Source organism: Streptomyces populi (assembly GCF_002911015.1).
GTDB classification, from domain to species: Bacteria; Actinomycetota; Actinomycetes; order Streptomycetales; family Streptomycetaceae; genus Streptomyces; species Streptomyces populi.
The window spans coordinates 29,110-54,848 of sequence record NZ_KZ626864.1 but is presented as its reverse complement, the minus strand read 5'-3'; the positions used below and the strand labels follow the sequence as shown (position 1 = coordinate 54,848).

25 protein-coding genes are annotated in these 25,739 nt (G+C 71.7%); 11 read left to right on the top strand and 14 right to left on the bottom strand.

Features of this window, described 5'->3' with window-relative positions; translation table 11 throughout:
- Positions 1-4: 4 nt before the first annotated feature.
- The 3 genes from CW362_RS15405 to CW362_RS15395 all read right to left on the bottom strand — a co-directional run bounded on the left by CW362_RS15405 (position 5) and on the right by CW362_RS15395 (position 3,367).
- Positions 5-1,453: an MFS transporter gene (locus CW362_RS15405; protein ID WP_103550019.1), complete on the bottom strand. Its 1,449-nt coding sequence runs from the start codon at positions 1,451-1,453 to the stop codon at positions 5-7.
- A gap of 101 nt (positions 1,454-1,554) precedes the next feature.
- Positions 1,555-2,430, bottom strand: a complete 876-nt coding sequence (locus CW362_RS15400) for a TauD/TfdA dioxygenase family protein (protein ID WP_103550053.1) — start codon at positions 2,428-2,430, stop codon at positions 1,555-1,557.
- A gap of 334 nt (positions 2,431-2,764) precedes the next feature.
- Positions 2,765-3,367, bottom strand: coding sequence for a TetR/AcrR family transcriptional regulator (locus CW362_RS15395; RefSeq protein WP_103550018.1), 603 nt, complete (start codon positions 3,365-3,367; stop codon positions 2,765-2,767).
- Between the two features lie 100 nt (positions 3,368-3,467).
- Between CW362_RS15395 and CW362_RS15390 the strand changes: the two genes are divergently transcribed.
- Together CW362_RS15390 and CW362_RS15385 are read left to right on the top strand one after the other, a co-directional pair.
- Entirely contained in the window at positions 3,468-4,076 is a 609-nt protein-coding gene (locus CW362_RS15390) for a TetR/AcrR family transcriptional regulator (RefSeq protein ID WP_103550017.1), read from the top strand.
- Between the two features lie 121 nt (positions 4,077-4,197).
- The gene (locus tag CW362_RS15385; protein WP_103550016.1) at positions 4,198-5,856 is read left to right on the top strand and encodes an acyl-CoA dehydrogenase family protein; all 1,659 of its coding nucleotides are present in this window, start codon (positions 4,198-4,200) and stop codon (positions 5,854-5,856) included.
- 178 nt (positions 5,857-6,034) lie between these two features.
- On the opposite strand, the gene CW362_RS15380 is transcribed toward CW362_RS15385, so the two are convergent.
- Together CW362_RS15380 and CW362_RS15375 are read right to left on the bottom strand one after the other, a co-directional pair.
- Positions 6,035-6,640 carry a hypothetical protein gene (locus tag CW362_RS15380; RefSeq protein ID WP_103550015.1) on the bottom strand — a complete coding sequence of 202 codons (606 nt, stop codon included), beginning with the start codon at positions 6,638-6,640 and terminating at the stop codon, positions 6,035-6,037.
- A 52-nt stretch (positions 6,641-6,692) separates the two neighbouring features.
- Positions 6,693-7,256, bottom strand: a complete 564-nt coding sequence (locus CW362_RS15375; RefSeq protein ID WP_103550014.1) for a dihydrofolate reductase family protein — start codon at positions 7,254-7,256, stop codon at positions 6,693-6,695.
- 409 nt (positions 7,257-7,665) lie between these two features.
- Here CW362_RS15375 and CW362_RS15370 point away from each other — a divergent pair, with 409 nt between their 5' ends.
- A complete protein-coding gene (locus CW362_RS15370; protein ID WP_103550013.1) occupies positions 7,666-9,270 on the top strand; it encodes a TROVE domain-containing protein in 1,605 nt (534 codons plus the stop codon).
- Between the two features lie 486 nt (positions 9,271-9,756).
- Positions 9,757-10,482: a hypothetical protein gene (locus tag CW362_RS15365; protein ID WP_162684089.1), complete on the top strand. Its 726-nt coding sequence runs from the start codon at positions 9,757-9,759 to the stop codon at positions 10,480-10,482.
- 317 nt (positions 10,483-10,799) lie between these two features.
- On the opposite strand, the gene CW362_RS15360 is transcribed toward CW362_RS15365, so the two are convergent.
- On the bottom strand, positions 10,800-11,537 hold the full coding sequence (locus tag CW362_RS15360; protein WP_103550011.1) for an SDR family oxidoreductase: 738 nt from the start codon (positions 11,535-11,537) through the stop codon (positions 10,800-10,802).
- 92 nt (positions 11,538-11,629) lie between these two features.
- Between CW362_RS15360 and CW362_RS15355 the strand changes: the two genes are divergently transcribed.
- Positions 11,630-12,493 carry a LysR family transcriptional regulator gene (locus CW362_RS15355; protein ID WP_103550010.1) on the top strand — a complete coding sequence of 288 codons (864 nt, stop codon included), beginning with the start codon at positions 11,630-11,632 and terminating at the stop codon, positions 12,491-12,493.
- 27 nt (positions 12,494-12,520) lie between these two features.
- On the opposite strand, the gene CW362_RS43300 is transcribed toward CW362_RS15355, so the two are convergent.
- The 3 genes from CW362_RS43300 to CW362_RS15345 form a co-directional block, all read right to left on the bottom strand.
- Positions 12,521-12,808, bottom strand: coding sequence for a hypothetical protein (locus CW362_RS43300; protein ID WP_162684088.1), 288 nt, complete (start codon positions 12,806-12,808; stop codon positions 12,521-12,523).
- On the bottom strand, positions 12,798-13,622 hold the full coding sequence (locus CW362_RS15350) for a hypothetical protein (protein WP_103550009.1): 825 nt from the start codon (positions 13,620-13,622) through the stop codon (positions 12,798-12,800). The genes CW362_RS43300 and CW362_RS15350 overlap by 11 nt, the downstream gene beginning before the upstream one ends.
- Positions 13,623-13,699: 77 nt before the next feature.
- The gene (locus CW362_RS15345) at positions 13,700-14,347 is read right to left on the bottom strand and encodes an RNA polymerase sigma factor (protein WP_162684087.1); all 648 of its coding nucleotides are present in this window, start codon (positions 14,345-14,347) and stop codon (positions 13,700-13,702) included.
- A 737-nt stretch (positions 14,348-15,084) separates the two neighbouring features.
- Between CW362_RS15345 and CW362_RS15340 the strand changes: the two genes are divergently transcribed.
- Positions 15,085-16,119: a C40 family peptidase gene (locus tag CW362_RS15340; RefSeq protein WP_103550008.1), complete on the top strand. Its 1,035-nt coding sequence runs from the start codon at positions 15,085-15,087 to the stop codon at positions 16,117-16,119.
- A gap of 109 nt (positions 16,120-16,228) precedes the next feature.
- Here the strand turns inward: CW362_RS15340 and CW362_RS15335 are convergent, their stop codons facing one another.
- Together CW362_RS15335 and CW362_RS15330 are read right to left on the bottom strand one after the other, a co-directional pair.
- Positions 16,229-17,419 (bottom strand): acyl-CoA dehydrogenase family protein, encoded by a 1,191-nt coding sequence (locus tag CW362_RS15335; RefSeq protein WP_103550007.1) that lies wholly within the window; start codon positions 17,417-17,419, stop codon positions 16,229-16,231.
- A 233-nt stretch (positions 17,420-17,652) separates the two neighbouring features.
- Positions 17,653-17,874 (bottom strand): CbtB domain-containing protein, encoded by a 222-nt coding sequence (locus CW362_RS15330; protein ID WP_103550006.1) that lies wholly within the window; start codon positions 17,872-17,874, stop codon positions 17,653-17,655.
- Between the two features lie 243 nt (positions 17,875-18,117).
- Between CW362_RS15330 and CW362_RS15325 the strand changes: the two genes are divergently transcribed.
- Complete coding sequence (locus CW362_RS15325) at positions 18,118-18,693, top strand: histidine phosphatase family protein (protein ID WP_103550005.1); 576 nt, start codon at positions 18,118-18,120, stop codon at positions 18,691-18,693.
- A 27-nt stretch (positions 18,694-18,720) separates the two neighbouring features.
- Here the strand turns inward: CW362_RS15325 and CW362_RS15320 are convergent, their stop codons facing one another.
- Both CW362_RS15320 and CW362_RS15315 read right to left on the bottom strand, forming a co-directional pair.
- Positions 18,721-19,104 (bottom strand): four-helix bundle copper-binding protein, encoded by a 384-nt coding sequence (locus CW362_RS15320; protein ID WP_103550004.1) that lies wholly within the window; start codon positions 19,102-19,104, stop codon positions 18,721-18,723.
- A gap of 51 nt (positions 19,105-19,155) precedes the next feature.
- On the bottom strand, positions 19,156-19,548 hold the full coding sequence (locus CW362_RS15315) for a nuclear transport factor 2 family protein (protein WP_103550003.1): 393 nt from the start codon (positions 19,546-19,548) through the stop codon (positions 19,156-19,158).
- A gap of 82 nt (positions 19,549-19,630) precedes the next feature.
- Between CW362_RS15315 and CW362_RS15310 the strand changes: the two genes are divergently transcribed.
- The 4 genes from CW362_RS15310 (at position 19,631) to CW362_RS15295 (ending at position 24,443) form a co-directional block, all read left to right on the top strand.
- Positions 19,631-20,194 carry a PadR family transcriptional regulator gene (locus tag CW362_RS15310; RefSeq protein WP_103550002.1) on the top strand — a complete coding sequence of 188 codons (564 nt, stop codon included), beginning with the start codon at positions 19,631-19,633 and terminating at the stop codon, positions 20,192-20,194.
- A gap of 186 nt (positions 20,195-20,380) precedes the next feature.
- Positions 20,381-21,538, top strand: a complete 1,158-nt coding sequence (locus tag CW362_RS15305; RefSeq protein ID WP_103550001.1) for a Gfo/Idh/MocA family protein — start codon at positions 20,381-20,383, stop codon at positions 21,536-21,538.
- A 65-nt stretch (positions 21,539-21,603) separates the two neighbouring features.
- On the top strand, positions 21,604-23,334 hold the full coding sequence (locus CW362_RS15300) for a serine/threonine-protein kinase (protein WP_103550000.1): 1,731 nt from the start codon (positions 21,604-21,606) through the stop codon (positions 23,332-23,334).
- A 179-nt stretch (positions 23,335-23,513) separates the two neighbouring features.
- Positions 23,514-24,443 (top strand): oxygenase MpaB family protein, encoded by a 930-nt coding sequence (locus CW362_RS15295; RefSeq protein ID WP_103549999.1) that lies wholly within the window; start codon positions 23,514-23,516, stop codon positions 24,441-24,443.
- Positions 24,444-24,705: 262 nt separating this feature from the next.
- On the opposite strand, the gene CW362_RS15290 is transcribed toward CW362_RS15295, so the two are convergent.
- Complete coding sequence (locus CW362_RS15290; protein ID WP_103549998.1) at positions 24,706-25,539, bottom strand: PIG-L family deacetylase; 834 nt, start codon at positions 25,537-25,539, stop codon at positions 24,706-24,708.
- Positions 25,540-25,739: the final 200 nt, after the last annotated feature.

The window sequence follows — 25,739 nt, the reverse complement described above, 5'->3', positions numbered from 1 at the left end:
CTCCTCAGGTGGGGCGGACGGTTGGGGCCGGCGGTCGGCCGTCGAGCCGGGCGATGTCCCGCTGCGGGTCGACCAGCAGGAAGGACGCCGCCGCACCGAGGGCCAGGAGCAGCCCGGACAGCACGACGGCGGTCTGGTACCCGTCGGTGCCCCGGGCGTCGACCAGGGCTCCGACGACGGCGGGCGCGGCGAGACCGGCCGCGGTGACCACCGCGTTCATGGTGCCAAGAGCGCCGCCTCCGCGGGAGGGCGGCGCGAGTTCCGTGACGGTGGTCGCGGCGATCGTCGCGTACGAGCCCCCGAGACCGAAGCCGAGGGCGACCAGGACGGTGGTCGCCGTCCTGCCGTCGGCGAGCGGCAGGGCCAGACAGCAGGCGGCACCGAGGGCGAGCAGCGCGCCGCCCACCCAGCCGCGGGCCCGCCGGCTGCCGGTGCCACGGCGCATCAGGCGTCCGGTGATGCCCGCCTGGGCGAGCAGGGCGAGGGCCCCGACGAGCCAGGGGGCGATGACGACGGTGCCCGCCAAGTCTGCTGGATATCCAAGGGCGTTGCGCAGATAGGAGGGCAGCCAGACGAGCATCAGGGCCACGGACCAGTAGCTGGTGAAGTAGGCGAGGGTGACGCCGATCCAGGTACGGCTGGCAAAGATCTTCCGGTACGGCGCGTCCGCCCGTGTCACCGACGGCCGGAGGACCTGCGCCTGCGGACCGGCCTCCGTGGCGGCGCCCGCAACGGTTTCCGTGGCGGCGCGAGGACCGGCAGCCGGCGGGACCGCCGGACCGGTGGCCGGACCGGTGGCCGGCCCCGCCTCCGCGCCGGCTTCGGAACCGGCGAAGTGACCGCCGTCGGCGCCGAAGGCCGCCCAGGCCGTGGCCCACACCAGTCCCGCGGCGGCGAGGGTCCACAGGGCCGCCCGCCATCCGTGATGCTGAATCATCCAGGACAGTCCCGGCGCGGAGACGATCACACCGAGGGTGACGCCCAGCGTGACCAGCGCGCCGGGCAGGTTGCGCCGGTCGTCGGGGAACCAGGCGAGGGCGGCCTTCTGGGCCACGGGGAACGCGGGCCCTTCCGCGGCTCCCAGGAAGACCCGCGAGGCGACCAGCACCCCGAGGCCGCCACCGAGCGCGGCGGGGACCTGGGCCACCGACCACAGGACGGCCATCACGAGGATGAGCGCCTTCGTCGACAGCCGGTCGGCGGCGAGTCCGACGGCCACCGCCGCCACGGAGAAGAACAGGAAGAACGCGCTGTTGGCGAGACCGAACCGAGTGGCACTCAGATGGAGGTCGGACCTGATCTCGTCGGCGGCCAGGCCGAGCACGGACTTGTCCGCGAAGTTGACCATCATGAAGACGACGAGCAGCGCGGTCACCGTCCAGGCGCGGGTGCCGCCGCCGGTGGCCGGGGAGATCCCGGCCGGGGGCCGGTGCACGGTGGGTACCGCGGTCATGGGAGTCCTTTCACGGGTGTCTCGTCCTTCGAATCGAAGAGGAACGCCGGTCGAGCCGGTGCGGGCCGGACGCGGTGGTGGCGGCCGGACCCGGACCGGGTTCAGGACAGCGGGACCCCCGCGATGGCGATGCGCTCCATGACGCGACGCCGCGGGTAGTAGTCGTTGATCGCGTAGTGCTGGGTCGCGATGTTGTCCCAGATCGCGATCGAGTCGGGCTCCCAGTGGAAGCGGACCTGGTACTCGGGGATGCGCGCCTGGAGCACCAGGATGTCGAGCAGTTCGCGGCTCTCCGCGTCCGACAGGCCCTTGATGCGGGTGGTGAAGGGCTCGTTGACGTACAGCGTCCTGCGGCCGCTGCGCGGGTGGCGCACCGCGACGGGGTGCTCGGCCCGCGGCCACTTCCGGCGGAAGGCCGCCTTCTGCTCGTCGTTCATGAGCGCCCCCCAGCTGGGTTCCCAGTCGTGGACGGCCGTGAGGTGCTCGATCCGCTCCTTCATGTCCTCGGGCAGGTTGTCGTAGGCGGCGGCCATGTCCGCCCACATCGTGTCGCCGCCCGCGGCGGGCACCTCGACCGCGCGCAGCACGGAGCCGAGGGCCGGGTTGGCCATGAAGGAGTGATCGCTGTGCCAGATGTTCTTGTTGCCCGCGGCTTTCGCGTCCTTGGCCAGGCGGGAGACTCCGGCGGTCTCCGTCTTCGGGAAGAAGGGGTTCGGCTCCGGGGAGCCCCAGACCGCGGAGAGCGCCAGCTGGTGTTCGGCGGTGAACCCGGTCTGGTTCCGGAAGAAGACCACCTTCCACTCCAGCAGGGCCTGCCTCAGCTCCTCGGCGAGCTCGTCGTCGATCGGACGGGTCAGGTCGACCCCGCCGAGCACGGCGCCGAAGTGCGGGGTGAGCGGGTCGATCTCCAGGCGTTCGTAGGCGGAGGGCTCGGCACCGGGGGCGAGCCGCTCCAGGACGCGGCTTCCGTAGTGCATGAGGGGCTTGTCCAGCACGGGCTTCGGGCGCTCGGCGGGACTGGTCACGACAGGGTGCACGGGGTTCCTCCCGACGGTGAACCAAATACGTAACCGGCAGTATCGATATTGAGCGGCGACGGGGCAAGGGGGTGCGACGGGTCGATTTCAGGAGGCTTTCGCGCGCCGGGAACGCCCGGAGGGCACGCCGGGGAACGCCGGGGGGGGAGGGACGCTCCGGGGAGCGGGCATGCGGGAGAACCCCCACGGGGCGCGTACGGGAGAAGGCCGGGCCGGACGCCGGGTGTCCGGGCCGGACACGTGAAGTCCGGGCCGGACGCCTGAGATCCGGGCGTCAGGGCCGGACGGCCACCGCCCGGCCGATCATGTCCACCATCGAGTCGACGAGCGCCTCGTCGGGCAGCCGCTGCTCCCCGACCATCCGGAAGACCAGCGAGGCCGCCACGAGGGTCGCGGCGTCGTCCAGGTCGACGTCGGGACGCACCTCGCCGCGGGCGACCCCGCGTTCCAGCAGGTGCCGCGTCTGGCTCATCACCCGTGCCGTGTAGGCGCGGTAGGCGGCGGGCTCGGCACCCGCCTCGGCGGCGGTGCCGATCACGCCGGCGAGCAGACGGGCGACACCGGGCTGCCGGTACGCCTCCATGCGCGCCGTCAGGACGGCGCGCAGCTCGGCACGGAAGTCGCCCATGTCCGGCACGGTCAGCGACCCGATCCGCGATTCGGCGGCGGCGATCACCAGGTCCTGCTTGGTGGACCAGCGCCGGTACATCGCCGGCTTGCTGACCCCGGCGCGGGCCGCGACGGCGTCCATGGTGAGCGCGCCCATGCCGTTCTCCGTCACCAGTTCCACGACGGCGTCCAGCACCGCCGCGGTGACGTGTTCCTGCCGCGGCCGTCCCGGCCCCCGCCGTGCGCTCTCCACTCGCCGTTCCGCCATGCCGTGACCCTAGTCGACGCGCCCGGACCGGTTCCCCGGACGCTCCCCGACCGCCGGACGGGCTCTGGCAGGAAGCTCTGAATGGTGGTTCACTTCTTCCATGCCCTACCGCAAGACCCCTTCCGAGATCCGCCGGCTGGAAGCCGCCAGGGAGCACCTCGTCGCCTGCGCCACCTCGGTCGTCGCCGAGGTGGGCTGGGCTCAGACGTCCGTGACCGCGGTCGCCGACTCGGCCGGGATCGCGGCCGGTTCGGTGTACCAGCACTTCCCGTCCAAGGCGGCCCTCGCCGTGGAGGTGTTCCGGCGCGCCGCGGGCCGTGAGGTGGAGGTGCTCGGCGAGGTGCTGGACGGCGAGGGCGACCCCGTCGAACGGCTCACCCGCGGGATCGAGGTGTTCGCGCGCCGGGCCCTGGAGAACCGCGGCCTGGCCTACGCCCTGCTCGCCGCCCCGGCCGAGGCCGCGGTGGGCGCCGAGCGCCTCGAATTCCGGCGCCGCTACCGCGCGTTGTTCGCCGAGGTGGTGCGCCAGGGCATGGCGGCGGGCCTGCTGCCCGCCCAGAACGGCGAGATCACCGCCGCGGCGCTCACCGGCGCGATCGGCGAGGTTCTCGTGGATCCGCTCGGCACCCCGTCCGGACACACCACCGACGAGCTCCTCACGGACCTGACCGCCATGGCCCTGCGATGCGCGGGCGCCCCCGCCGTCTAGGGCCGCCCGCCGGGCGGAAACGCCGCCGACGGGGCCCTGCCTCGATCCGCACCGGCCCCGACACCTCGCCCGGGCACCGCTTCCCGCCGTACCCGCCGACCCGTACACCGGAGGTTCCCGCATGTCCTCGACCACCACGGCGCACAGCCGTCCCACCGCCGTGACACACGAAGTGACCAACCAGGCACCGCCGTTGACGGGTCACGACGCCGCGGCCGACCCCGTGCTGCTGGAGGGCGTGAGCCGGGAGGGGGCGTCCTGGCACCTCGACGACCTCCACCGGTTCGGCCGGTACGTCGGCAGCGCGGAGGCACAGGCCCGGGCGGACCAGGCCAACCGCCACGAACCCGAACTGCGCACCCACGACCGCTACGGGAACCGCGTGGACGAGGTCGAGTTCCACCCCGCCTACCACTCGCTGATGCACGCCTCCGTGGAGGCGGGCCTCGCGGGCGCCGCCTGGGCCGACGAGCGTCCCGGCGCCCATGTCGCGCGGGCGGCGGGCTTCATGCTGGCCACGATGCTGGAGCCCGGCCATCTGTGCCCCGTCTCCATGACGTACGCGGTGGTCCCCGCCCTGCGGCACTCCCCCGATCTCGCCAAGGTCTACGAACCCCTGCTCACCAGCCGCGTCTACGAACCCGGGCTGCGGACCCCGGCCGAGAAGCCCGGCCTGCTCGCCGGAATGGGCATGACCGAGAAGCAGGGCGGCAGCGACGTGCGCGCCAACACCACGACCGCGACCGAGCGGGGCGACGGCACCTGGCGGCTGCGCGGACACAAGTGGTTCACCAGCGCCCCGATGAACGACCTCTTCCTCGTCCTCGCGCAGGCACCCGGCGGTCTCTCCTGCTTCCTGGTCCCGCGCGTCCTGCCCGACGGGAGCCGCAACACCTTCCGCATCCAGCGGCTCAAGGACAAGCTCGGCAACCGCTCCAACGCCAGCAGCGAGCCCGAGTTCGACGACACCGTGGCCTGGCTCGTCGGCACCGAGGGCAAGGGCGTGCGCACCATCATCGACATGGTGACCATGACCCGCCTGGACTGCGTCCTCGGCTCCGCCGCCGGTACCCGCGCGGCCCTCGCCGAGGCCGCCCATCACGCGCGTCACCGCTCCGCGTTCGGCGCCAGGCTGATCGACCAGCCGCTCATGCGCAACGTCATCGCCGATCTGGCACTGGAGTCGGAGGCCGCCACCACCCTCGCCCTGCGGCTCGCCGGCGCCGCGGACCGCGCCCGGCGCGGCGACGACCAGGAGCGCGCGTTCCTGCGCCTGGCCACGGCCGTCGGAAAGTACTGGGTGTGCAAGCGCCAGCCCGCCGCGGTCGCCGAAGCCCTCGAGTGCCTCGGCGGCAACGGCTACGACGAGGCGTCCGGCATGCCCCGGTTGTACCGCGAGGCCCCGCTCAACAGCATCTGGGAGGGCTCCGGCAACGTCACCGCCCTCGACATGCTGCGCGCGCTCACGCGCGAGCCCGATTCGCTGGAGGCGTTCCGCGCGGAGATCGAGACGGCCACCGGCGCCGACCACCGGTTCGACGCCGCCTGGCGGGAGTTGCGGGACGAACTCGTCCTCACGGAGGACGCGCCCCTGCGCGCCCGCCGGGTCGCGGAACGCGCCGCCCTCGTCCTCCAGGGGTCCCTGCTCGTCCGCCACGCACCGCCCGCGGTGGCCGACGCCTTCTGCGCGTCACGGCTGGCCGGCGACCGGGGGCAGGCGTTCGGCACCCTGTCCCCGGGGACGGACTTCGCGGGGGTGCTGGAGCGGCTTCCGGTCTGACGGTGGGCCAAGGGCTCGCAGGGCGTCACCACGTGTCGCCGGGCCGCTCGTGAACGGTGGGGGCACCGGCCGCCCCGATGCCCTCGTCCCGCACCAGGTCGGGGCAGTCGCGGACCGGTACGTCCCGGAACGGCGTTCCTCTCCGACGCGGCCCCGGAGAGGAACGCCGTCCGTTCCGTTACGGCTGTTCGACCAGGTACCGGACGGAGTCCACGACGAACTCGCCGTACCGGAGGTCCGATCCGATGGCCTCCAGCCTCGTGTACTGCCCGGAGGAGAGTGAGGCGTCAGGGGCACATGTGACGGCTCTCAGCAGCACCCGGAACGCCACGTCCGGGGTGCAGTGGGTCGCGCAGTCGGTGAGCGCCGCACGCACCTCGGCCGGCAGGAACCGTGCGCCCTCGATCTCGGCGACGACCGCGTGAAGGCGGGCCGTGCCGTCCTCGACGTCCGCCCCCGCGAGCGGGCGCACGTCCGTGTCCGCCGACAGTCGCACGTCGCACAGGGCGACGACCGTCCGCGTCCACTCGGCGCCTCCCCCCAAGGGCCCGAGGGCAGGCATGTACTGCGCTCCGGCGCCCCACAGCACCTCCAGCGTCGGTGAGGGAAGGCCGCCGAGACTCCGCGCGTCACGGCGTACGGCCAGCGCCTCCTCCACGTCGACCGCTTTCGCGAGGTGGTTGGCGACGACATCGGCGGCGGTGTCCCCGTCGTAGATCCAGTCCTGGTGGAAGAAGCCCATCACCCACGACACGCCGAAGTCGAACTCCGTGAAGCGTGACATCGCGCCTCGTCTCCTCACTCTCGGACAGCACGCCAGCGAACCCGGACGGCCTTCAGCGAACCACGCGGTGGCGGAGGTGGATCACCCCCGAACCGAAGGCGCGGGTCTCGACGAGTTCGAGATCCACCCTCCGTTCGCTCCGCGGGAAGAACGGGATGCCGCCGCCGACCAGCACCGGGTAGACCACGGCACGGTACTCGTCGATCAGACCCGCCGCGGCCGCCTCGGCGGCGAGGGTCGCGCCGCCGATCGCGATGTCCCCCTCCCCCGGCTCGGCCCGCAGCCGCTCGATCTCCTCCGCCACACCGCCGGAGGCCAGGCGGGCACTGCCCCGCACCGCCGACAGCGTGGTGGAGAACACCACCTTCGGGAGCGGATTCCAGAGCTCTGCCCACTCGCGCATGGCGTCGTCGAACGACGGATCCTGGTCGGCGGTCTCCCAGTACAGCATCGTCTCGTACAGCCGTCGTCCCATCAGGTGGACGCCGACCTCCCGGATCTCGTCGATCCAGAAGCGAAAGACCTCCGGGTCGGGCTCCGTCCAGTCGAAGCGGCCGTCCGGCCCGACGATGTAGCCGTCCAGCGAGACGTTCATCGAGTAGGTAACACTGCGCATCAGAAGTCCTCCTCGGCGACGGATTCGACACTACGACCGCCGGACGCCACAGGACTCGTCGCAACTCGCGGAATCACCTCGGATCTCCCCGGCGCACGGCGGTCGGAGGCACGGAGAGCGGACACGCGCGGGCGTCCGAACACGGCACCGCGTAAATCGCTGGTGTGCCGCCCGGTGGCACTTGTACGTTGAGATCGCGACCGCGCCTCCCGATGCGCCCGGCTGCGGCTACTTCCTTCCGAAACCAAGTGACGCCGCCGCCACCTTTGATCTCGGCAGGCGCGGGCGCGTCCGCCCCGTCGGGGCGTCTTCGCCCCGCCGCCCTTCCGGCCGGGGCCGTCCAGTCCTTCGAATCCGGGGGGATTCGCTGCCTCGTCACACCCCGCGCGTCTCCAAGATCTGGTCCGAGATGCTCGTGGCCCCGCACATCTCGGCCGCTGCCCGTTCCCTGCCCCCGCCCCCACCGCGCCCCGGTCCCGGGCGCACGCCGGACCTCCTCACCTATGAGGGCGGCCAGGCCTTCGCCCGGGAACCCCGCGAGGAACTCTTCCTGCTCGCGGTCGGCAACTTCGTCTCCCAGCGCACCTTCTACGAGAGCGGTGCGGAGCGGGACGGCCGGTACACCCGCCTCGTCGGTGAACTCGCCCTCCAGGACCCCGAGTGGACGGCCGGCCTGCTGCGCTGGCTGCGCGGCGAGGGCAACATGCGCACGGCCTCCCTGGTGGGCGCCGCCGTCTACGTGCACGCCCGGCTCGAGGCCGGGGAGTCCGGCGGCCCGTCCAACCGGTCCGTGATCGACGCGGTGCTCCAGCGCGCCGACGAGCCCGGCGAACTGCTCGCCCACTGGCTCTCGGCGTACGGGCGGAACGTGCCGCAACCGGTGAAGCGGGGCGTCGCCGACGGCGTACGCCGTCTGTACACGTCCCGGTCCCTGCTCAAGTACGACACCGCGTCCAAGGGCCTGCGCTTCGGCGACGTGCTCAACCTCGTGCACGCCTCCCCCGACCCGGACAAGCCCTGGCAGGGTGCGCTCTTCCGGTACGCCCTGGACCGCCGCCACCACCCGGAGCGGGCGGTTCCGCCGTCCTCCGACCGTCTGCTGACCGCCCACCGGACGCTGATGGAGGCACCCGCGGACGGGCGGTGCGCCTTGGTGACCGGGCCGGGCGGCTCCGAACGGCTGGCCGCGGCGGGCATGACGTGGGAGGTGCTGGCGGGTTGGCTCCACGGCCCGATGGACGCCGCCGTCTGGGAAGCCCTGATCCCCACGATGGCGCCGATGGCGCTCCTGCGGAACCTGCGGAACTTCGACGAGGCGGGGGTCTCGGACGCCGTCGCGGCCGAGGTCGCCGCCCGGCTCTCGAACGCCTCCGAGGTGGCCAGGTCCCGGCAGTTCCCCTTCCGCTACCTGGCAGCCCACCGGCACGCGCCGTCGCCGCGCTGGGCGGCCGCGCTGGAACAGGCGCTGACCCACTCCCTGGCCAACGTGCCCCCGCTGCCCGGCCGGACCCTGATCCTGGTGGACCGGTCCGACTCCATGTTCTGGGACACGGTCTCCGAGCGGTCCGAGCTGAACCGGGCGGACGCGGCGGCCGTGTTCGGTGCCGCGCTGGCCATGCGTGCCGAGCGGGCGGAGCTGGTGGAGTTCGGCTGGAGGAGCACGGAGGTGCCGTTCGAGGCGGGCGAGCCGGTGCTCGAGGTGCTGAAACGGTTCCACCGTCTTGGCGGCACCCACACCACGAAGGCGGTGCGGACCCATTACCGGGGGCACGACCGGGTCCTGATCGTCACCGACGAGCAGGCCGCCCCCCACAGCCCCGGCGGCCCGGGCGACCCGGTCCCGCCCGACATCCCGGTCTACACCTGGAACCTCGCGGGATACCGGCCCGCCCACGGCCCGACGGGCCCCCACCGGCACACCTTCGGCGGCCTCACGGACGCCGCGTTCCGGATGGCCGGCCTCATCGAGGCCGGCCGCGGGGCCGCGTGGCCGTGGACCGCCGGACCGGTGTGATCCGTACGGTCGTCCCGCGGCCGGTGGACCGGATGCGCCACCGGCCGCGGGACGGCACGCGGGGTGACCGGCCGCCAGTCCTCCGTTCGTGCCGGGCACACATCGGAACGGGGGTTCCTCGCTCCGGACGGTGGCCGAGGACCGCGACGGACGGGGCTTGTCCCGACGCAGGACGACAACGGCCTCCTCGGCCCGGCCGAGGCCGATCGACTGCCCGGCCGACTCGTGACTGTTCACGGAGGCGTGGGGCCGACGACCACGACGCCTCCCCCACGCCGATCGTCGGGGCAGCCGTCGACGGCTGCCCCGACGGCAGCGGCCGCGAGCCCCCGAGCGGCGGCCACCGACCAGAGCCTGCGACGCGGGTGTCCGGGACCGGTCCGCCGTGAACGCCACCGAACTCCGGTGCGGGGCGTCACCGGCGGCTCCGTCCCGACGCTTCGCACGTCGGGGCGGCCGCTGCGCCGGGGTGCGTACCGTGACGGCGTGTCCTTCTTCGCCCTGCACGACGCCGAACGTTTTCACGGCGAGCCGGAGCCCGCACCCGGGGCACGTGTGTCCTTCGTTCCCGACAGGCTGTCCGCTGCTCGTGAGCGCCGTACCGGGCGGCCGGCGGACCGGCAGCCGGACGGCGACGAGGGGCTGTTGGTGAACGAGATCGTCACCGATGTCCTGCGGTGGCCGTCCAGTCTGTGGCGCGTGACCGATCTCGAACCGGTGCGGCCGGTCCTGAGCCGCAGATGGGTGCGCTGCCGGGCCTTCACGGTCATGGAACGGGTGCCCACGTGGCTGGTCGCCGGACCGCACGGGGAGGCCGTGGAATGGGTGATCACCCGGACGCGAACGCTGACCGGCGCCCAGGCCGACGCCCTCGCCGCACTGTCGGACGAAGGCGAGGAGCCTCTGACACGAACCCTGTGGGCTCGCTGGATGCGGCAGCATCACACCAACTCTCCGGTCGGATGCGGCCTGACCACCCTCAACGAGGTGGTCACGGAGGCCGCTCGCCGGGTGGGCCCGCACCTGTTCGGTCCGGACGAGGAGGACGGGGCCGAGGTGCTCGACGATCCGGCCTGGCTGCGGGCCTTTCGCGCTGCGTACGCGGCCGCGCTGGCGCTCGGCGCCCCCGAGTGGCTCACCCCCCGGGAGAACGCGGTGCTCGCCCGCCGCTGGACCACCGTGTTCGGCCCGCCCGACCTGCCCGGACGATAGCGAGCGTGGAGGGCTCCACGCCCTCCACGCTCCGTGGGCAGGTCGCGGAGGGCGGCCGCTGCCGTCGCCGGCACTTCGGCCCGGGCACAGGCCTCCACCACAGCTTCTTCCGCACCTATGACCCCGAAGTCGGCCGGTATCTCACCCTGGAAAAGCAGCGGTCAGCCACCTCAGACGGTCCGCAAGCCGGCGTCCCGTCGCGTCGGGCCCGTCTGTGGATCTCGTGCTGAGCCGCGGGGTCGCCGGGCTCGACCAGAACGCCCGGCCCGGGATTCCCGGTACATCCGGTCTCTGCGGAATCCACGGCGAGTTCGTGATCACCAGGGGACGACGCCGTCGTCCTCGAAGAACGAACCGGTCGGGCCGCCGTCGGGCAGGGTGGCGAGCCGGATCGCCGTGGTCGCGCCCTGTTCAGGAGTGCGGGGCCCTTGGAAGCCTGTGAAGTCGGTCGCGACCAGGCCCGGGCAGGCGGCGTTGATCAGGATGTCCGTACCGGCGAACTGCCGGGCGTACTGCACGGTGAGGGCGTTGAGGAACGACTTCGACGGCGCGTAGGCCGCCATGACCGGACCGATCTCGATGTCCGGGTCCGCCTGCCGGGTCAGGGAACCGACGCTGCTGGAGACGTTGACGATGCGTGGCGAGGCCGAGCGCCGCAGCAGTGGCAGCATCGCGTTGGTGACCCGGACGACACCCATGACGTTGGTGTCCACGACCGTGCGGAGCACCTCCAGGTCGAGCGCGGTCGGGTCCTGCACCCACCCCGGGTCCATCTCGCCCGAGATGCCGGCGTTGTTGACCAGGGCGTCCAGGCGCCCGGCCAGCCGTTCGATCAGTTCCGCGGCATCAGTGACGCTCTGGTCGTCGGTCACGTCCAGCGGTACCCCGAACGCGTCCACGCCGACGGCGCGCAGTTTCCCGACGGCGGTTTCGCGTCGGTCCGCGTCGCGGGCTCCCACACCCACGCGGTACCCGAGGCCGCCCAGCCCGGCCGCGATCTCGTACCCGATGCCCTTGTTCGCGCCGGTCACCAGCGCGATCATCGTTTCGCTCATGCTGATGATGCTGGCTCGCGGACGAGTGGCGCGGCCAACACCGATGCGGTGTCCTGTCATACCTGCCGGGTATCACCGCGTATGCTGCGGCCGTGGACACCCTGGAGACCCGCGAGCTGAGGTACTTCGTGGCCGTCGCCGAGGAACTGCACTTCGGGCGCGCCGCCGAGCGCCTCGGCATGGCCCAGCCGCCGCTGTCGCGGGCGATCCAGCAACTCGAACGACGCCTCGGGGTCTGCCTGCTGGAGCGCAACCGCCGTGGTGTCCGCCTGACCGGTGCCGGAGAGGTGCTGTTGCACGAAGGCCGGGCGGCCCTCGACGCGACCGCTGCCGCCGCTCGCCGCACCCGGCGCGCCGGCGGTGCAGACAACCCTGGCGGCCCCCGCGGCCGGCTGGTCCTCGCGGTGAAGGCCGCCGCGTCCCACGAACTGCTGCGGAAGCTTCTCGACGCCTACGCGGCCGAGCCCGGCAGTGCCGAGATCGAGGTGCTGCCGTGCGGCATCTGCGAGCAGGAAGAGCTGCTGCGCGACGGACGCGCCGATGTCGCGCTCATGCACACGCCATGGAACTCCCTCGCCGGCTTCGACAGCGAGGCACTGACGACCGAGGGGCAGGTCGCCGTCCTGCCTGCCGGGCACCCCCTCGCCGCCCGCGCGACCTTGTCCCTGGCCGATGTCAGGGACGTCCCCGATCTGCCGCTCGCCCGCTGGCCCACCCACGGCACCTACGCACCCGGCCCGGGCCCCGAGATCCACAACCAGACGCAACTGGCCCAGTTGATCGCCCTCGGGCGTACTGTGGCGGTCGTCCCCGACTCCGCCCGCTCCTGGCTGTGGGCCGAGCACACGGCCGTCCCCTTGACCGACGCGCCTCCCGTCGTGACCCACATCGTCTGGCCCGCCCACAGCCGCTCCCTCGCCCTGGCCGGCCTGGTCCGCACGGCCGCACGACTATGACCAGGTCCTTCCTCTCCAGACGGGCTGTCAGGTTCCTGTGACGCCGTAGTTCACGGATCCGCTCGACAGGCAGCTCGCGCCAGTTGCCGCCGAGAGCGCCGGCGTCCGCCCGATCCGCACCCGCACCCGCACCCGCACCCGCACCCGACGATCTTCGCTCCAGGCCGTAGGCATACCGCGACCGGCGAATGTTTGCTTGCGGGAACATCTGTCGATCTGGGCGAACTCGTCCTCGGCGGCGGCGAGACCGGCGCGTAGTCCTTCGACATCACCGGGCCGCAATAAGGTCCACCGAATGGCGGATTTACCGGCCATCGGTGAACTGCGGGTCCTTCTCCTGATTGTAGATCTCCTCACCGGACGCGTTGTAGGCGTGGACGTAGGGGCTCGGGCCCGCATAGTGCGATCCGGGGTTGTCGACGGAGAGAGCCGCCGCGTAGACGAACGCTCCGCCCGCCATGGCCGCCGGGTACTGCTTCGGGTTATCGCCGTAGCTGATGGCGATCCTGGCAATGTTTGACGTGTAGTGCCCGGCGCCCAACACGAGATATTGACCCTTGCCGGTGGACTCGCCAAAGGAGTCGAAATACTCAATCGTATGACCGGTGCCCCACAGGCGATTGTTGATGAACGTGGGCGGGGAATCCTGACTGCTGCCCTTGTCACCCTTCGACTCGCATTGCACGTACTGATCGGCGGAGTTGACGGCGATGACCACACCGTCCCCGCGCTGCGAGGCGACGGGAGCGCGGGCCGCGATCACCGCGTGGTAGCTCGAGGCATCCGGGCCCAGACAGGAGGCAAGGATCTTGGCGACGGTCCCGGCGTCGATCGGGGTCGTCGTCCCGCTGGTGACGGCGAACGCGTCCGGGGTGGAAGTCGTGCGAGTCGACGACGGCGCCGGCCCGGCTCCGGCCGACGTGGAGCCGCGCGTTGCGATCGGACTCGGTGGCGCGGCGGCGCTCGTCGGGTTTCCGTCAGGAGCGGCGAGAAGCGGCTCGGCATCCCCCGCCCCGCTGAAGACGGCCACGGCCGCGACGCTCACCGCCACAACGCCGGTGGCAACACCCAGCGGCACTCCCCACCCGCGTCGCAGCGAAGCACGGTCGTCCTCTGAGCCGATCTTCATCAGTAGCTCCTCTCGGGTCCGCCGGTGGTCCGGCAGATCACGATCGGAAGGAGCCGCGGGAATGCCCGGCATGTCATTCATCGTGCGATCTCTTCCGCGTTGACGGGATTCACCGAACCGAATGACGCCGGAGGCGTGGATCTGCCGACGAGGTCGGCCCCCAGTCTCCGCCGCGCCCGGTGCAGTCTGGACTTCACGGTTCCGACCGCCACCTTCAGCGTTGCCGCAGCCGCCTGCTGATCCAGGCCGGACCACACGCAGAGCTCGACGACCTCGCGTTCGTGGCGCGGCAGCCGAGCCAGCGCCCGGTGGATCTCCGACATACGACGCTCGTCGTCGACCAGGACGGCGACGCGGTCCGCGTGGTCGCCCACCGACTCCTCATGCGAGACGAGCCGGCGCAGCAACGCCTCGGCCCGCCTCAGCCGCCGCCGGGTATTCGACAGCAGGCGGTCGGCGATGCCCAGCAACCACGGCAAGGCCGAGTCGCGGTCCAGTACCGTCTCCGATCGTCGACGCCAGGCATGCAAGAACACGGTCGACGTGAGGTCTTCGGCCTCGGACCAGTCGGCCGTCCGCCGGAACAGGTGGTTGTAGACGGTCCTCCCATGACGGTCGAAGATCAGACCGAACGCCTCCCGGTCGCCGTCGACGGCCCTCGCCCACAGCTCTCGGTCAGATATCCCTCCGACCGGTACGGCGGGACCAGCGTCATTCAGTTCCATGCTCTGTACGTGTCCGGCAACCGGCCGAAGGTTCCCGCTGAACCAGCTCCGTTTCGACGGACTCGGATTCAACCGGCCAGAGCGACAGTGCCGGTTGGAGGCAGACGGCGCTGACCCTGCCGGCGAAGGAGTGGTCGCCCGAACAGATCGTCGGACACTTGCGTCTGCATCACGGGGACGACCCGCGGCCGCGGATCGCCCACGAGACGGCCTGCCGGACGATCCACACCACCCGCCGGAAGGCGGTCCCCGCGAACCGTGCAAGCGCGTTCGAACTGGCCGCCCGATCCGGAAGAACAAGCACCACACGGTGAAAGGCCAGTGGCATTCACGGATCACCGACGCCCGACCGATCGAGGAGCTGCTCCGGCAGCATCCGCCCGAAGGAACAAAACTGTCGGCGTTCAGCCAGGACGAGCTCGACGCCATCGCGGCGAAGCTCGACAACCGGCCGCGCGAGTGCCCGGGATTTCGCACACCGGCCGCGAGTATCGCCTTGACAGGTCGAATCCGCATCAACACCTGCCACCTACCCGGCAACACTCCGAAGGAAGCCGCAACTCGTCTCTGTAACTCAACATCCTTCATTACAACGCCACTTGCTCTGATGAAGACTGAGTCACTACAGTCGCCATCCGAACCTTTGCCCGGTTGTTCACTCGCTGGGGGTGACAGTGAAGGATCACCGCTCGTCGGCGTTTTCGGCAGGCGGTTGGAGGAAGAAGGAGTTCGCTTTCGTGACGTCCCACCGTCGACCCAAGCAGCCGAGCCGCGCCCGTGTGACCGTGCTCACCACCGCCGCCGCAGCAGCCGTCGTGCTGAGCGCCAACGCCGCCAACGCGGCCCCGTCCGAAAAGCCCAACAAGGACGAGGTCAAGACCAAGGTCGACAAGCTCTACGAAGAGGCCGAGCAGGCCACCGAGAAGCTCGACGGCGCCAAGGAGAAGCAGCAGAAGCTGCAGAAGCAGATCAGCGCCCTCCAGGACAACGTCGCCCGCGGCCAGGAGGAGCTCAACGAGCTGCGCGACGGCCTCGGTTCGATGGCCAGCGCCCAGTACCGCACCGGTGGCATCGACCCCTCCGTGGCGCTCTTCCTCTCCTCGGACCCGGACGACTTCCTGGACAAGGCCTCGGCCATGGACCAGCTGAGCGCCCAGCAGATCGAGTCGCTCAAGAAGGTCCAGGAGAAGCAGCGTTCGCTCGCCCAGCAGCGCGCCGAGGCCTCCGTGAAGCTCAAGGGCCTCGCCGACACCCGGGCCGAGCTCGCGAGCAAGAAGAAGGAAGTCCAGAGCAAGCTGGGCGCGGCGCAGAAGCTCCTCAACACGCTGACCGCGCAGGAGAAGGCGGCTCTGGCCACCCAGGACCAGGAGCGGGCGACCCGCGCCGGCGGGCGCGTCGACCTCGGCACCACCAAGGCCGCCTCGGGCCGCGCCGCCGCCGCGTTCGCCGCCGCCCAGAGCGTGATCGGATCACCCTACGCGTACGCCCACTCCGGCCCCAGCTCCTTCGACTGCTCGGGCCTCACCTCCTGGGCCTACGCCCAGGCCGACGTGACCATACCCCGCACCTCGCAGGCCCAGGCCAACGCGGGCACCCGCATCTACTCACAGAGCGATCTACAGGTCGGTGACCTGGTCATCTTCTACGGCGACCAGCACCACGTCGGCCTCTACGCGGGCAACGGCCAGGTGCTGCACGCCCCGCACACCGGCGCGGTCGTCCGCTACGAGTCGATCGGCAACATGCCCTTCCAGTTCGGCGTCCGGATCTGATCCGTGCCTCGGGCCGGGGCTGCGGTGCGGTGTTGACGACAGCCGTGCCCGTCATAGCCCACCGCTACTGCACTTACGGCGGGTCGCGACTACCTGGCCTTGCACGGACCTAGCGCCGCACCCGGGGCATCCCCAGTCCGATCCACGAGATGATCTCCCGCTGGATCTCGTTGTTGCCGCCGCCGAAGGTGAAGATCACGGCCGATCGGTAGCCGCGTTCGAGTTCGCCGCGCAGGACGGCGCCGGCCGAACCCTCCTTGAGGACGCCGGGGGCCGCCACGATCTCCATCAGCCAGGCGTACGCGTCCCGGCGCGCCTCGGAGCCGTACACCTTGACGGCGGAGGCGTCCTGCGGGGTGAGCGTGCCCTCCTGGACGGCGTTCACCATGCGCCAGTTGAGAAGCTTCATGGCGTCCAGCCTGGTGTGCGTGCGGGCGAGGAGGCGGCGCACCCAGGGGAGGTCGACGACGCGGCGGCCGTCGGCGAGTTTGGTCTCCGTCGCCCAGCGCTGGACGTCGTGCAGGGCGCGGATGGCCATGGTGCCGTGCGCGGCGAGGGTGACGCGCTCGTGGTTGAGCTGGTTGGTGATCAGCCGCCAGCCCTTGTTCTCCTCGCCGACCCGGCGCGTGGCGGGGACCTTGATGTTCTCGTAGTAGCTCGCGGTGGTGTCGTGCGAGGCGAGCGTGTTGATGAGGGTGCACGAATAGCCGGGGTCGGAGGTCGGTACGAGGAGCATGGTGATGCCCTTGTGCGGCGGGGCGTCCGGATCGGTGCGGACCGCGAGCCACACCCAGTCGGCCGTGTCGCCGTTGGTCGTCCAGATCTTCTGGCCGTCGACCGTGTAGTGCCCGCTCTCCTCGTCGCCTTCCCGTACGGCCCTGGTCCGGAGCGCGGCGAGGTCGGTCCCCGCGCCGGGCTCGCTGTAGCCGATCGCGAAGTCGATCTCGCCGGAGAGGATCTTCGGCAGGAAGTACGACTTCTGCTCCTCCGTACCGAACCGCATGATCGTCGGCCCCACGGTGTTGAGCGCCATCAGCGGCAGCGGGACCCCGGCCTGGGCCGCCTCGTCGAAGAAGATGAACTGCTCCATCGGGGTCAGGCCCCGCCCGCCGTACTCCTCGGGCCAGCCGACCCCGAGCCAGCCGTCCGCGCCGAGCCGCCTGATCGTCTCGCGGTAGAAGCGCTTCTGCGCCGCCGGGTCGCCGTGGCGCGCGTAGGCGTCGTCCGGTACCAGCTCGGCGAAGTAGAGACGAAGTTCGGTCCGCAACCGCTGCTGCTCCGGCGTGTATTCGAGATGCACGGCGCCTCCTGCCTCCCCGGGCCCGACCTGACGGCGCACACCGTAGAACGTGTTCCAGAAATTGGGAATGGCGATGACGCGGACGCCGTGGACACGGGATCCGCGATGTGCGGTGGGCGGGCGTGCCCGCGCACGCGAAGGGGGCGGCGCCCGGAAGGCCGGGCACCGCCCCCTCGTGCGGACCGGGTTCCCGGCGTCCGCGGAAGATCGCAGCTCGCGCGTCCCCGTAGCCGTCAGTGGCAGGGGAAACCGAGCAGGTGTCGGGCGTCGTGGACCCATTCGTGGACGTTCTCGCCGGAGACGAGGGAGGTGGCGCCCTGTTCGGCGCCGACGAAGTAGAGCAGGACCAGCATCAGGACGCCGAAGAACGCCGCCCAGGGGACGATCGCGCCGATCGGCAGCTTGGCGGGGACGGCGGTGGGGGTGACGGTCGGCTGGACGACGGACTGCGCCATGGGGCAGAACCTCCTGGGGAACTCGCGTCCCATCTCGGTGGTGCACAGGACGACGGCCACGGGTCTGACTCACCCGCGTCCGTCACCCCTGGCCGGAGTGGCGTGCGCCGGGCTCACAGTGGCGCGACCGTGCCGGGATTCCACCGGGCTTCCGCCGAACCGTCGTCAATATCCACGTGACCGTACCGCGAAGCCGCACCCCGGCCAAGGGCGCACGCCCCCGCGCACTGTGAGAATGGCGGTATGACCACCCGAGTGTTCTTGATTTCGGCGGCGATCGGTGAGGCGCTGCGCGAGGCCCGCTTCGACGACGGGAGTCCGCTGGACGCCTCGGGCCTGCGGGCCGCCCGGACGGCGGCCGGCGCGGGTGCCGTTCCGGCCGGCGGGCGGCTGTGGGTCTCCCCCACCGTGAGGTGCCGGCAGACCGCCGAGGCGCTCGGGCTTCGAGACGGCCTCGAGACGGCGGAGTTGGCGCCTCTGGACGTGGGTCGCTGGCGGGGGGCGACCCTGGCCGAGGTGAGCGCGGGGGAACCGGAGGCGGTGGCGCGGTGGCTCGCCGATCCGGCGTCGGCACCGCACGGCGGCGAGTCGGTGCGGGTGTTCTGCGACCGGGTGGCGGAACACCTCGACACGGCGGCCGGGTTCGACGGCAGGACCGTCGCCGTGGTGGAACCCGAGGTCGTACGGGCTCTGGTGGTACGGGTGTTGGGGGCGCCGGAGTCGGCCTTCTGGCGCGTGGACGTACCGCCGCTCACCGTCACGGAGTTGAGCGGGCGCGCGGGGCGCTGGAACGTCCGCGCCGGGCGCCCGCTCGTCTGACCGGCCCGCTCCGGGCGGTCCGCGACCTCACCGCAGCGTGGCGATGAAGTCCGAGCACGACCGGGCACAGTCACGGCAGTTCCGTGCGGCGGCCTCCGCCCCGGGACATTCGTCGAACGCCTCGGCGCACTCCAGGCAGACGTCACGGCACCACTCCAGCCGGGCGCGGAGTTCCCGGTCGCTCGGGCCCGGATGACGGGACAGCACCTGGCAGGTCGCCTCGCACACCTCCGCGCAGAGAATGCCCGAACGCCGCGCGGCCTCCTGCTTCTTCGGCCCGCCGGGGTCCATGAGGCTCGCGCGCAGCGTGGAGGCTCTGGCGCATTCGGCGCAGGCCCGGGCGCACTCGAAGCGGTCCTCCAGGTACCGGAACAGCTCCTGCTGCGAAGTCGTCCGCGAAGTCGTCGTCACAACAGGCGGGTGGCCGCGGGGAGTCGGTTCAAACCACGCGAGCCGGGACCCTCACGCGTCGGCCGCCTCCCGGGAGATCCGCTCGAACTGCGCGCCCATCGCCTCGGAGAGCGCCTGCGCCGCCGACAACGGGCGGACCATCACCATGAATTCGTCGATGCGCCCGTCCTCGTCGAAGTGCAGGAAGTCGCAGCCGTTGATCTCCTTGTCGCCCACCTTGGCCGTGAAGACCAGCGCGTGGTCACGGCCGTCGGCCCCGGCGATCTCGCGGACGTAGCGGAAGTCGCTGAAGACGCGCCAGACGCCGCGCAGGATGGCCGCGGTGATCGGCTTGCCCGGGTAGGGCTTGAAGGCGACGGGGCTGGTGAACACGACGTCGTCGGCCAGCAGCTCCTCGACCGCGTCGAGGTCTCCGGCCTCCACGGCCTTGCGGAAGGAGTTCATCGCACCCATCTCCCTTACTCAATTAATTGATTAGGTGCAGATAAGATTAGCCCTGTGAGCGAGGGCCGTCTAGCCTTGCCGGATGGCATTGCGCAACGCGGTACTGGCCGCACTCCTGGAGGGCGAGGCGTCGGGCTACGACCTGGCCAAGGGGTTCGACGCCTCGGTGGCCAACTTCTGGATGGCCACCCCGCAGCAGCTGTACCGGGAACTGGACCGGATGGAGTCCGAGGGGCTGATCGAGGCCCGGGTGGTGCAGCAGGAACGCCGGCCCAACAAGCGGCTCTTCTCGCTGACCACGGCGGGGCTCGAGACACTGGCCTCCTTCACCTCGGAGCCCGCGAAGCCCACCGCGATCCGCGACGAACTGATGGTCAAGGTGTACGCGCTCGACATGGGGGACGCGGACGCCGTCCGGGCGGCGATCGCCGCCCGGCTGGAGTGGTCGCGCGCCAAACTGGCCCACTACGAGCGGATCGGCACCCGTCTGCTCGACGGGCGCGCCGAGGACGAGTACCTCGCCTCGGCCGAGCGCGTCGGCCCGTACCTCACTCTCCTGGGGGGACGCGCCTTCGAGCAGGCCATCATCGAATGGGCCGAGCGGGCGCTGCGGGTCCTGGAACAGCGGGCGTCCGCCGCCCGCTGAAGGTGGCGTGTTCGCACTAGCCTGGTCACGGGCCGTACCGGTTTCGGCCCGGGTCGGTGCGGTCCGGTGCGATCCGGTGCGATCCGACCGGGTTCGGTTCGGCTCGGTGCGGTCCGGTCCGGGTTCGGCTCGGCACGATGGGTTGCGGCCCGGGCCGGTGTCGGCTCGGCACTAAGGAGGGCGGTCGTGGTGCGTGCGCTCGGTGTCGCCGTGGTGGGGTTCGGCTGGATGGGGCGGGTGCACACGCAGGCGTACGCCCGCGTCCTCCACCACTTCCCGCGGCTCTCCCTGCGTCCCGAACCGATCGCCGTCGCCGACGAGGTGCCCGGCCGGGCCGAGGAGGCCGCCGCGCGGTACGGCTTCGCGACCGCCGTACGCGACTGGCGTGAGATCGCCGCCGATCCCCGCGTCGAGGCCGTGAGCATCACCGCGCCGAACTTCCTGCACCGTGAGATCGGTGTGGCCATGGCCGGGGCCGGCAAGCACATCTGGATCGAGAAGCCGGTGGGGCTGACCGCCGCCGACGCCCGGGCGGTGTCGGGTGCGGTGGCCGAGGCCGGGGTGCGGGGCACGGTCGGCTTCAACTACCGGGGCGCCCCCGCCGTCGTGGCGGCCCGTGAGCTGATCGCCTCCGGCGAGATCGGTGACGTCACCCACGTGCGCATCCGCCTCTTCAGCGACTACGCGGCCCATCCCGAGGGTGCGCTGACCTGGCGCTACGAGCGGGCACGGGGCGGCAGCGGCGTCCTCGGGGACCTGGCCTCTCACGGTGTCGACCTGGCCCGTTTCCTGCTGGGCGAGATCGAGGCACTGGCGGCGGACACCTCGGTCTTCGTGCCGCTGCGGGCCCGTCCGGCCGGCGCGACCGCGGGTCACGAGCGCGCGGCGGGCGGCGAGCCGGCACCCGTGGAGAACGAGGACTACGTCAACTGCCTGCTGCGCTTCGTCTCGGGTGCGCGCGGCGTCCTGGAGGCGTGCCGGGTCTCGGTGGGCGAGCAGAACAACTACGGGTTCGAGGTCCACGGCACCGAGGGCGCGGTGTTCTGGGACTTCCGCCGCATGGGCGAACTCGGCGTCAGCCGGGGGACGTCGTACCAGGACCAGCCGGTCAGCACCGTGTACGTCGGTCCGGGGGCCGGGGACTACGGGGCCTTCCAGCCGGGCGCGGCGAACGGCATGGGCTACGACGACCTCAAGGTCGTCGAGGCGCACACCTTCCTGCGCTCCATCGCCGACGACAGGCCGTACGGGGCCACCCTGGTCGACGCGGTCCGCAGTGCGACGGCACTGGACGCGATGGCACGCTCGGCGGCCTCGGGGACGTGGGTGACGCCGGAGACATAGCAGGCCGGGAGTGTTGCCGTCACCTGCGTGGGGCCGTGTCACCGCCATCTCGTAGGCTTCCGGCCATGAGTGAGGGTGATTCCGGCAGACGGGTCATAGAGGGGCGCTTCGAGCTGGAGACACGGCTCGGTGGCGGTGGCATGGGCACGGTGTGGCGTGCACGCGATCTGGTCCTCGACCGGGCCGTGGCGCTCAAGGAGGTACGGCCGCCCGATCCGGGGCTCGCCGAGTACGACCCGCAGGGAGCGGCGATGCTCCGGGCCCGGGTACTGCGCGAGGCACGGGCGCTCGCTCGTGTCGATCACCCCAATGTGGTGACCATCCACCACGTGGTGGACGGCGGGGAGCACACCTACCCGTGGCTCGTCATGGAACTGGTGACCGGCGGATCGCTTCAGGACCGGCTCGAGAAGGGGCCGATGGCGCCCGTCGACGCCGCCCGGCTGGGGCGCGAGGTGCTGGCCGCGCTACGGGCCGCTCACGACGCCGGCATCCAGCACCGGGACGTGAAACCCGCCAACGTGCTGCTGAGGCCCGACGGACGTCCGGTCCTCACCGACTTCGGCATCGCGACCATCAGGGACTCGACCGCGCTGACCGCGACCGGGTCCATCATCGGCACGCCCGACTACATGGCGCCCGAGCGCATCTCCGGCGGCGAGGGCGACCCGGGCTCCGACCTGTGGTCGCTGGCGATGATGCTGTACGTCGCCGTCGAGGGGCACCACCCGCTGCGCCGGGGAACCACCCTCGCGACGCTCGCGGCGATGCTGAGCGAGCAGCTTCCGCCACCCGTCCGGGCCGGAGTCCTGACCGGGTTCCTGAACGCCGTGCTCGTCAAGGACCCGGCCGACCGGGTGGACGCGCAGACCGCGGACCGGCTGCTCGCCGAGGCGATCGAGGGCGGCGACCCGGTGCGGAGCGCTCCCGCCGGGGCGGACGGGACCACGTCGTACCGGCTGGCGCCTCCGCCGGGTCCGACGCCCACGCCCTCCGCGCCGGTCGGGCCCGGGCAGGCTTCCGGTTTCGGACCGCCCGCCGGTTTCGGACCGCCTTCCGGCTTCGGGCCCGCTTCGGGCTTCGGCCCGCCGACCCCGTACCCGGCGGGCCCCACACGGCCGACGCCGGTGCGACCGGACGGCCGGGCGAAGAGGCGAGCGGCGATCGCCTCGTCCGTCCTCGGGACCGTGCTGGTGGGAGTCCTGGTGTGGACCCAGCTGCCGCCCGGAGGCGACAAGGACAACGGAAAGCCCACCGGTTCGTCCGACGCGGCCTCGGCCAGGACGACGGATCCCGCTTCCACGCCGTCCCGTTCGGCCCCGGCGGCCCAGGCCGACGCGAAGACGGATCTGCTCACGCCCGACGGCATCCGGACGGCGGTGAAGGCGATCAAGGCCGCGACCGGCACGGACCGCGCATGCGACCTCACCGTCTATCCGGAGTACGTCTCCGCGGAAATCATGGTCAAGGGCAGCGACACCAAGTACGACAGCTACACCTACCGCCCGGGCCGGGGTGTCGAGAAGGGCATCATCAGCAGCGCCATCATCGGCGGCGATCGCCCCTTCAGCCTCGACAGCTTCGACTGGGACGTCCTTCCCGCCCTGCTGAAGCGGGCGAAGAAGGACCTGAACGTACAGCGGCCGACCACGCGTTACGCCCTGGTCCGCCCTGCCGACGACACGTTCGACACCCCGCTGGGACTGGCCGTCTACCTCTCCGACGGCCACGCCACCGGCTATCTGGACGCCGACCTGAAGGGCAAGGTGACCCGGGTGATGCCGGCCGAGGACTGAGCGGTCCGTACCGGCGGCCGGCGAAGAGGAAGACCCGGAGCCGGACTCCGTCGAAAGAGCCGGACCTGCGGGGGCGTATCGTCGGGAGCGGCGAAGCCGCGGAAGCGCGTCGCCGCTCCACCGGGGACGCCGACGCCCCGGACGGAACAAGGGACGACGGAACGAGGGACGGGGGCACCATGCCAGGTCTGCCGAAGGCATCCGGGCCCGATGGCGCGACGCGAACGCCCCCGCCCGAGCCGGTCCCGTTCGCACCGGGCTCCCTTCTGTGGGACATCGCGGGTGACGTACGGATGCTGTTCGCCCTGCCCGCCGCCCTGGTGCTCCAGGTCGCGCACCCGGCCGTCGGTGCCGGCGTCGACGACCACTCGGTCTTCCGCACCGACCCCTGGGGCCGGGCGCGGCGCTCGCTGCACTCGCTGCAACTGTGGGTCTACGGCGGCGAGCAGGCCCTGGAGGAGGGGCGCCGGCTGCGGCGCCTGCACAAGACGATCTCGGGCACGGACCATCACGGCCGCGCCTACCACGCCCTGACTCCGGCCTACTACGCCTGGGTCCACGCCACCGCCTACCCGATCTTCCTGCGGGCGGCGGACTGTCTCTCCCGCCCCCTGGACGAGGACGAGCAGCGCCGCCTCTACGACGAACTCCTCCGCCTCGGTGACATTCTCGGCATCCACCGCCGTGACATGCCGCCCACACCGGAGGCGTTCTGGCAGTACTTCGACGCGATGGTCCGCGACGAACTGGAGGCGACGGCCGTCGTCCGGGAACTCCTCGACCCGCACCGCCCCGTGGCGCTGCCGGACGGATCGCCCGCCCTGCTCCGCCGCCTCTGGCCCCTGCTGCGCCCGCCGCTGGCGCGGTTGAACGTCTTCGTCACGACCGGACTGCTGCCGCCCGCGGCACGGGAACGGCTCGGTCTGGCGTGGAGCGACCGGGACGAGCGCCGGCTGCGCCGTTTCGGGGCGGTCGTGCGCAGGACCGTCCCGCTGCTCCCGGAGCGGCTGCGCTACCTCCCCCTCGCCCGCACCGCGCGCCGCTCGGCCGCCAGACCCTTTCTCCCGGACGCGCGCAGCCCGGTGAACGGCACCGCCGGGGCGTCCTGAGCGACGCAGTCGTACGGACCTTCCTGGCCTCGGTCCGCGACGGCCGGTCCCGGCGGCTGCTCCAGGTTCCCCACCGCGACGATCACGGTTCGCCGGGCCCTGCCGCTCACCACCCGCGGAAACGTCCTGTAGTCCCTCGGCCGTGGCGGCGAGGCCCGACACCGCCTCCGCCCAGCCGGGGCACTCGGCGGGAACCGGGCGGCCGGGCGGGCGATCCGCCCGGCTCGCGCCGTGCGGCCGGTGCGCTCCCCGGCCGTACGGGTCAGCGCAGTCCGGCGAAGAGGTCGTTCTCGGGCACGGGTGCACCGGTGGGGTCCAGGACGCGCACGAAGGTCTCCATGCCCATCAGCTCGCCGAACCTCTCCTTGCCCATCTTGAGGAAGAAGATGTTCTCGCCCTGACTGGCGTGCGCGGCCAGCGCGTCGAACTTCTGACCGCTGAACGCGGTGGTGTCCACCCACGTGGTGATCTCGTCGTCGGGAAGGCCGATCTCGGCCAGCGCGGCGGTCTCGGCAGGATCCGGCTCCGGCATGTCCTCGTGGAACTCGCGCATGATCTCGCCGAACCGCCGCATCGCCGAGCGGGGCATCGTGGTCCAGTACACCTTCGGCGACAGCTCGGCCGTCTCCAGCGCCGCCATCGTGATGCGGTGGGCCTGGATGTGGTCCGGGTGGCCGTAGAAGCCGTTCTCGTCATAGGTGACGACCACGTCAGGCCGGTAGTGCCGCATGAGTTCCGCGAGCCGGGCCGCCCCTTCTTCCACAGGGGTCCGCCAGAAGGATCCCGGGGCGTCGTTGCCCTGCCAGCCCATCATCCCGGAGTCGGCGTAGTCCAGCGTCTCCAGATCGCTGATCTTCAGGACCTCGCAGCTCGCCTCGAGTTCCTGACGGCGCATCGAGGCGACCGCCGCCGGATCGTGCCCGGGTTCGCCCGGCTTGACACCCCCCGGTCCGTCACCGCAACCGCCGTCGGTACACGTCACGAGAACCGTGCGGATGCCTTCCGCCGCGTACCGCGCGAGAACTCCTCCGGTTCCGGTGGCCTCGTCGTCGGGGTGGGCGTGCACGGCCATGAGCGTCAGGGGCCGGTCGGTCATGGAACAGTCCTCCAGCAAAATTCACGTCTCGGTCCAGATGCGCGGCGGGCGTACCGCGAACCTGGGGCCCGGAGCCCGGCGGGCGGACGACCTCGCTGTCTCCGTGGTCTCCGCCCGTACGGCACCGGTCCCTCGGCCGGTGCAACCGTGCGGCCGGACCGGCTGTTCCCGGCGCGGCCGCTTCGCCGTCCGGGTGTCGC

Coding starts and splice junctions, on each gene's coding strand:
- CW362_RS15300 (WP_103550000.1), top strand. CDS start 21,604: ATGAGTGAGGGTGATTCCGGCAGACGGGTCATAGAGGGGCGCTTCGAG.
- CW362_RS15345 (WP_162684087.1), bottom strand. CDS start 14,347: ATGGAACTGAATGACGCTGGTCCCGCCGTACCGGTCGGAGGGATATCT.
- CW362_RS15395 (WP_103550018.1), bottom strand. CDS start 3,367: ATGGCGGAACGGCGAGTGGAGAGCGCACGGCGGGGGCCGGGACGGCCG.
- CW362_RS15390 (WP_103550017.1), top strand. CDS start 3,468: ATGCCCTACCGCAAGACCCCTTCCGAGATCCGCCGGCTGGAAGCCGCC.
- CW362_RS43300 (WP_162684088.1), bottom strand. CDS start 12,808: ATGGCCGGTAAATCCGCCATTCGGTGGACCTTATTGCGGCCCGGTGAT.
- CW362_RS15325 (WP_103550005.1), top strand. CDS start 18,118: ATGACCACCCGAGTGTTCTTGATTTCGGCGGCGATCGGTGAGGCGCTG.
- CW362_RS15315 (WP_103550003.1), bottom strand. CDS start 19,548: ATGAACTCCTTCCGCAAGGCCGTGGAGGCCGGAGACCTCGACGCGGTC.
- CW362_RS15350 (WP_103550009.1), bottom strand. CDS start 13,622: ATGAAGATCGGCTCAGAGGACGACCGTGCTTCGCTGCGACGCGGGTGG.
- CW362_RS15385 (WP_103550016.1), top strand. CDS start 4,198: ATGTCCTCGACCACCACGGCGCACAGCCGTCCCACCGCCGTGACACAC.
- CW362_RS15400 (WP_103550053.1), bottom strand. CDS start 2,430: ATGCACTACGGAAGCCGCGTCCTGGAGCGGCTCGCCCCCGGTGCCGAG.
- CW362_RS15405 (WP_103550019.1), bottom strand. CDS start 1,453: ATGACCGCGGTACCCACCGTGCACCGGCCCCCGGCCGGGATCTCCCCG.
- CW362_RS15330 (WP_103550006.1), bottom strand. CDS start 17,874: ATGGCGCAGTCCGTCGTCCAGCCGACCGTCACCCCCACCGCCGTCCCC.
- CW362_RS15375 (WP_103550014.1), bottom strand. CDS start 7,256: ATGCGCAGTGTTACCTACTCGATGAACGTCTCGCTGGACGGCTACATC.
- CW362_RS15380 (WP_103550015.1), bottom strand. CDS start 6,640: ATGTCACGCTTCACGGAGTTCGACTTCGGCGTGTCGTGGGTGATGGGC.
- CW362_RS15360 (WP_103550011.1), bottom strand. CDS start 11,537: ATGAGCGAAACGATGATCGCGCTGGTGACCGGCGCGAACAAGGGCATC.
- CW362_RS15370 (WP_103550013.1), top strand. CDS start 7,666: ATGCTCGTGGCCCCGCACATCTCGGCCGCTGCCCGTTCCCTGCCCCCG.
- CW362_RS15310 (WP_103550002.1), top strand. CDS start 19,631: ATGGCATTGCGCAACGCGGTACTGGCCGCACTCCTGGAGGGCGAGGCG.
- CW362_RS15295 (WP_103549999.1), top strand. CDS start 23,514: ATGCCAGGTCTGCCGAAGGCATCCGGGCCCGATGGCGCGACGCGAACG.
- CW362_RS15290 (WP_103549998.1), bottom strand. CDS start 25,539: ATGACCGACCGGCCCCTGACGCTCATGGCCGTGCACGCCCACCCCGAC.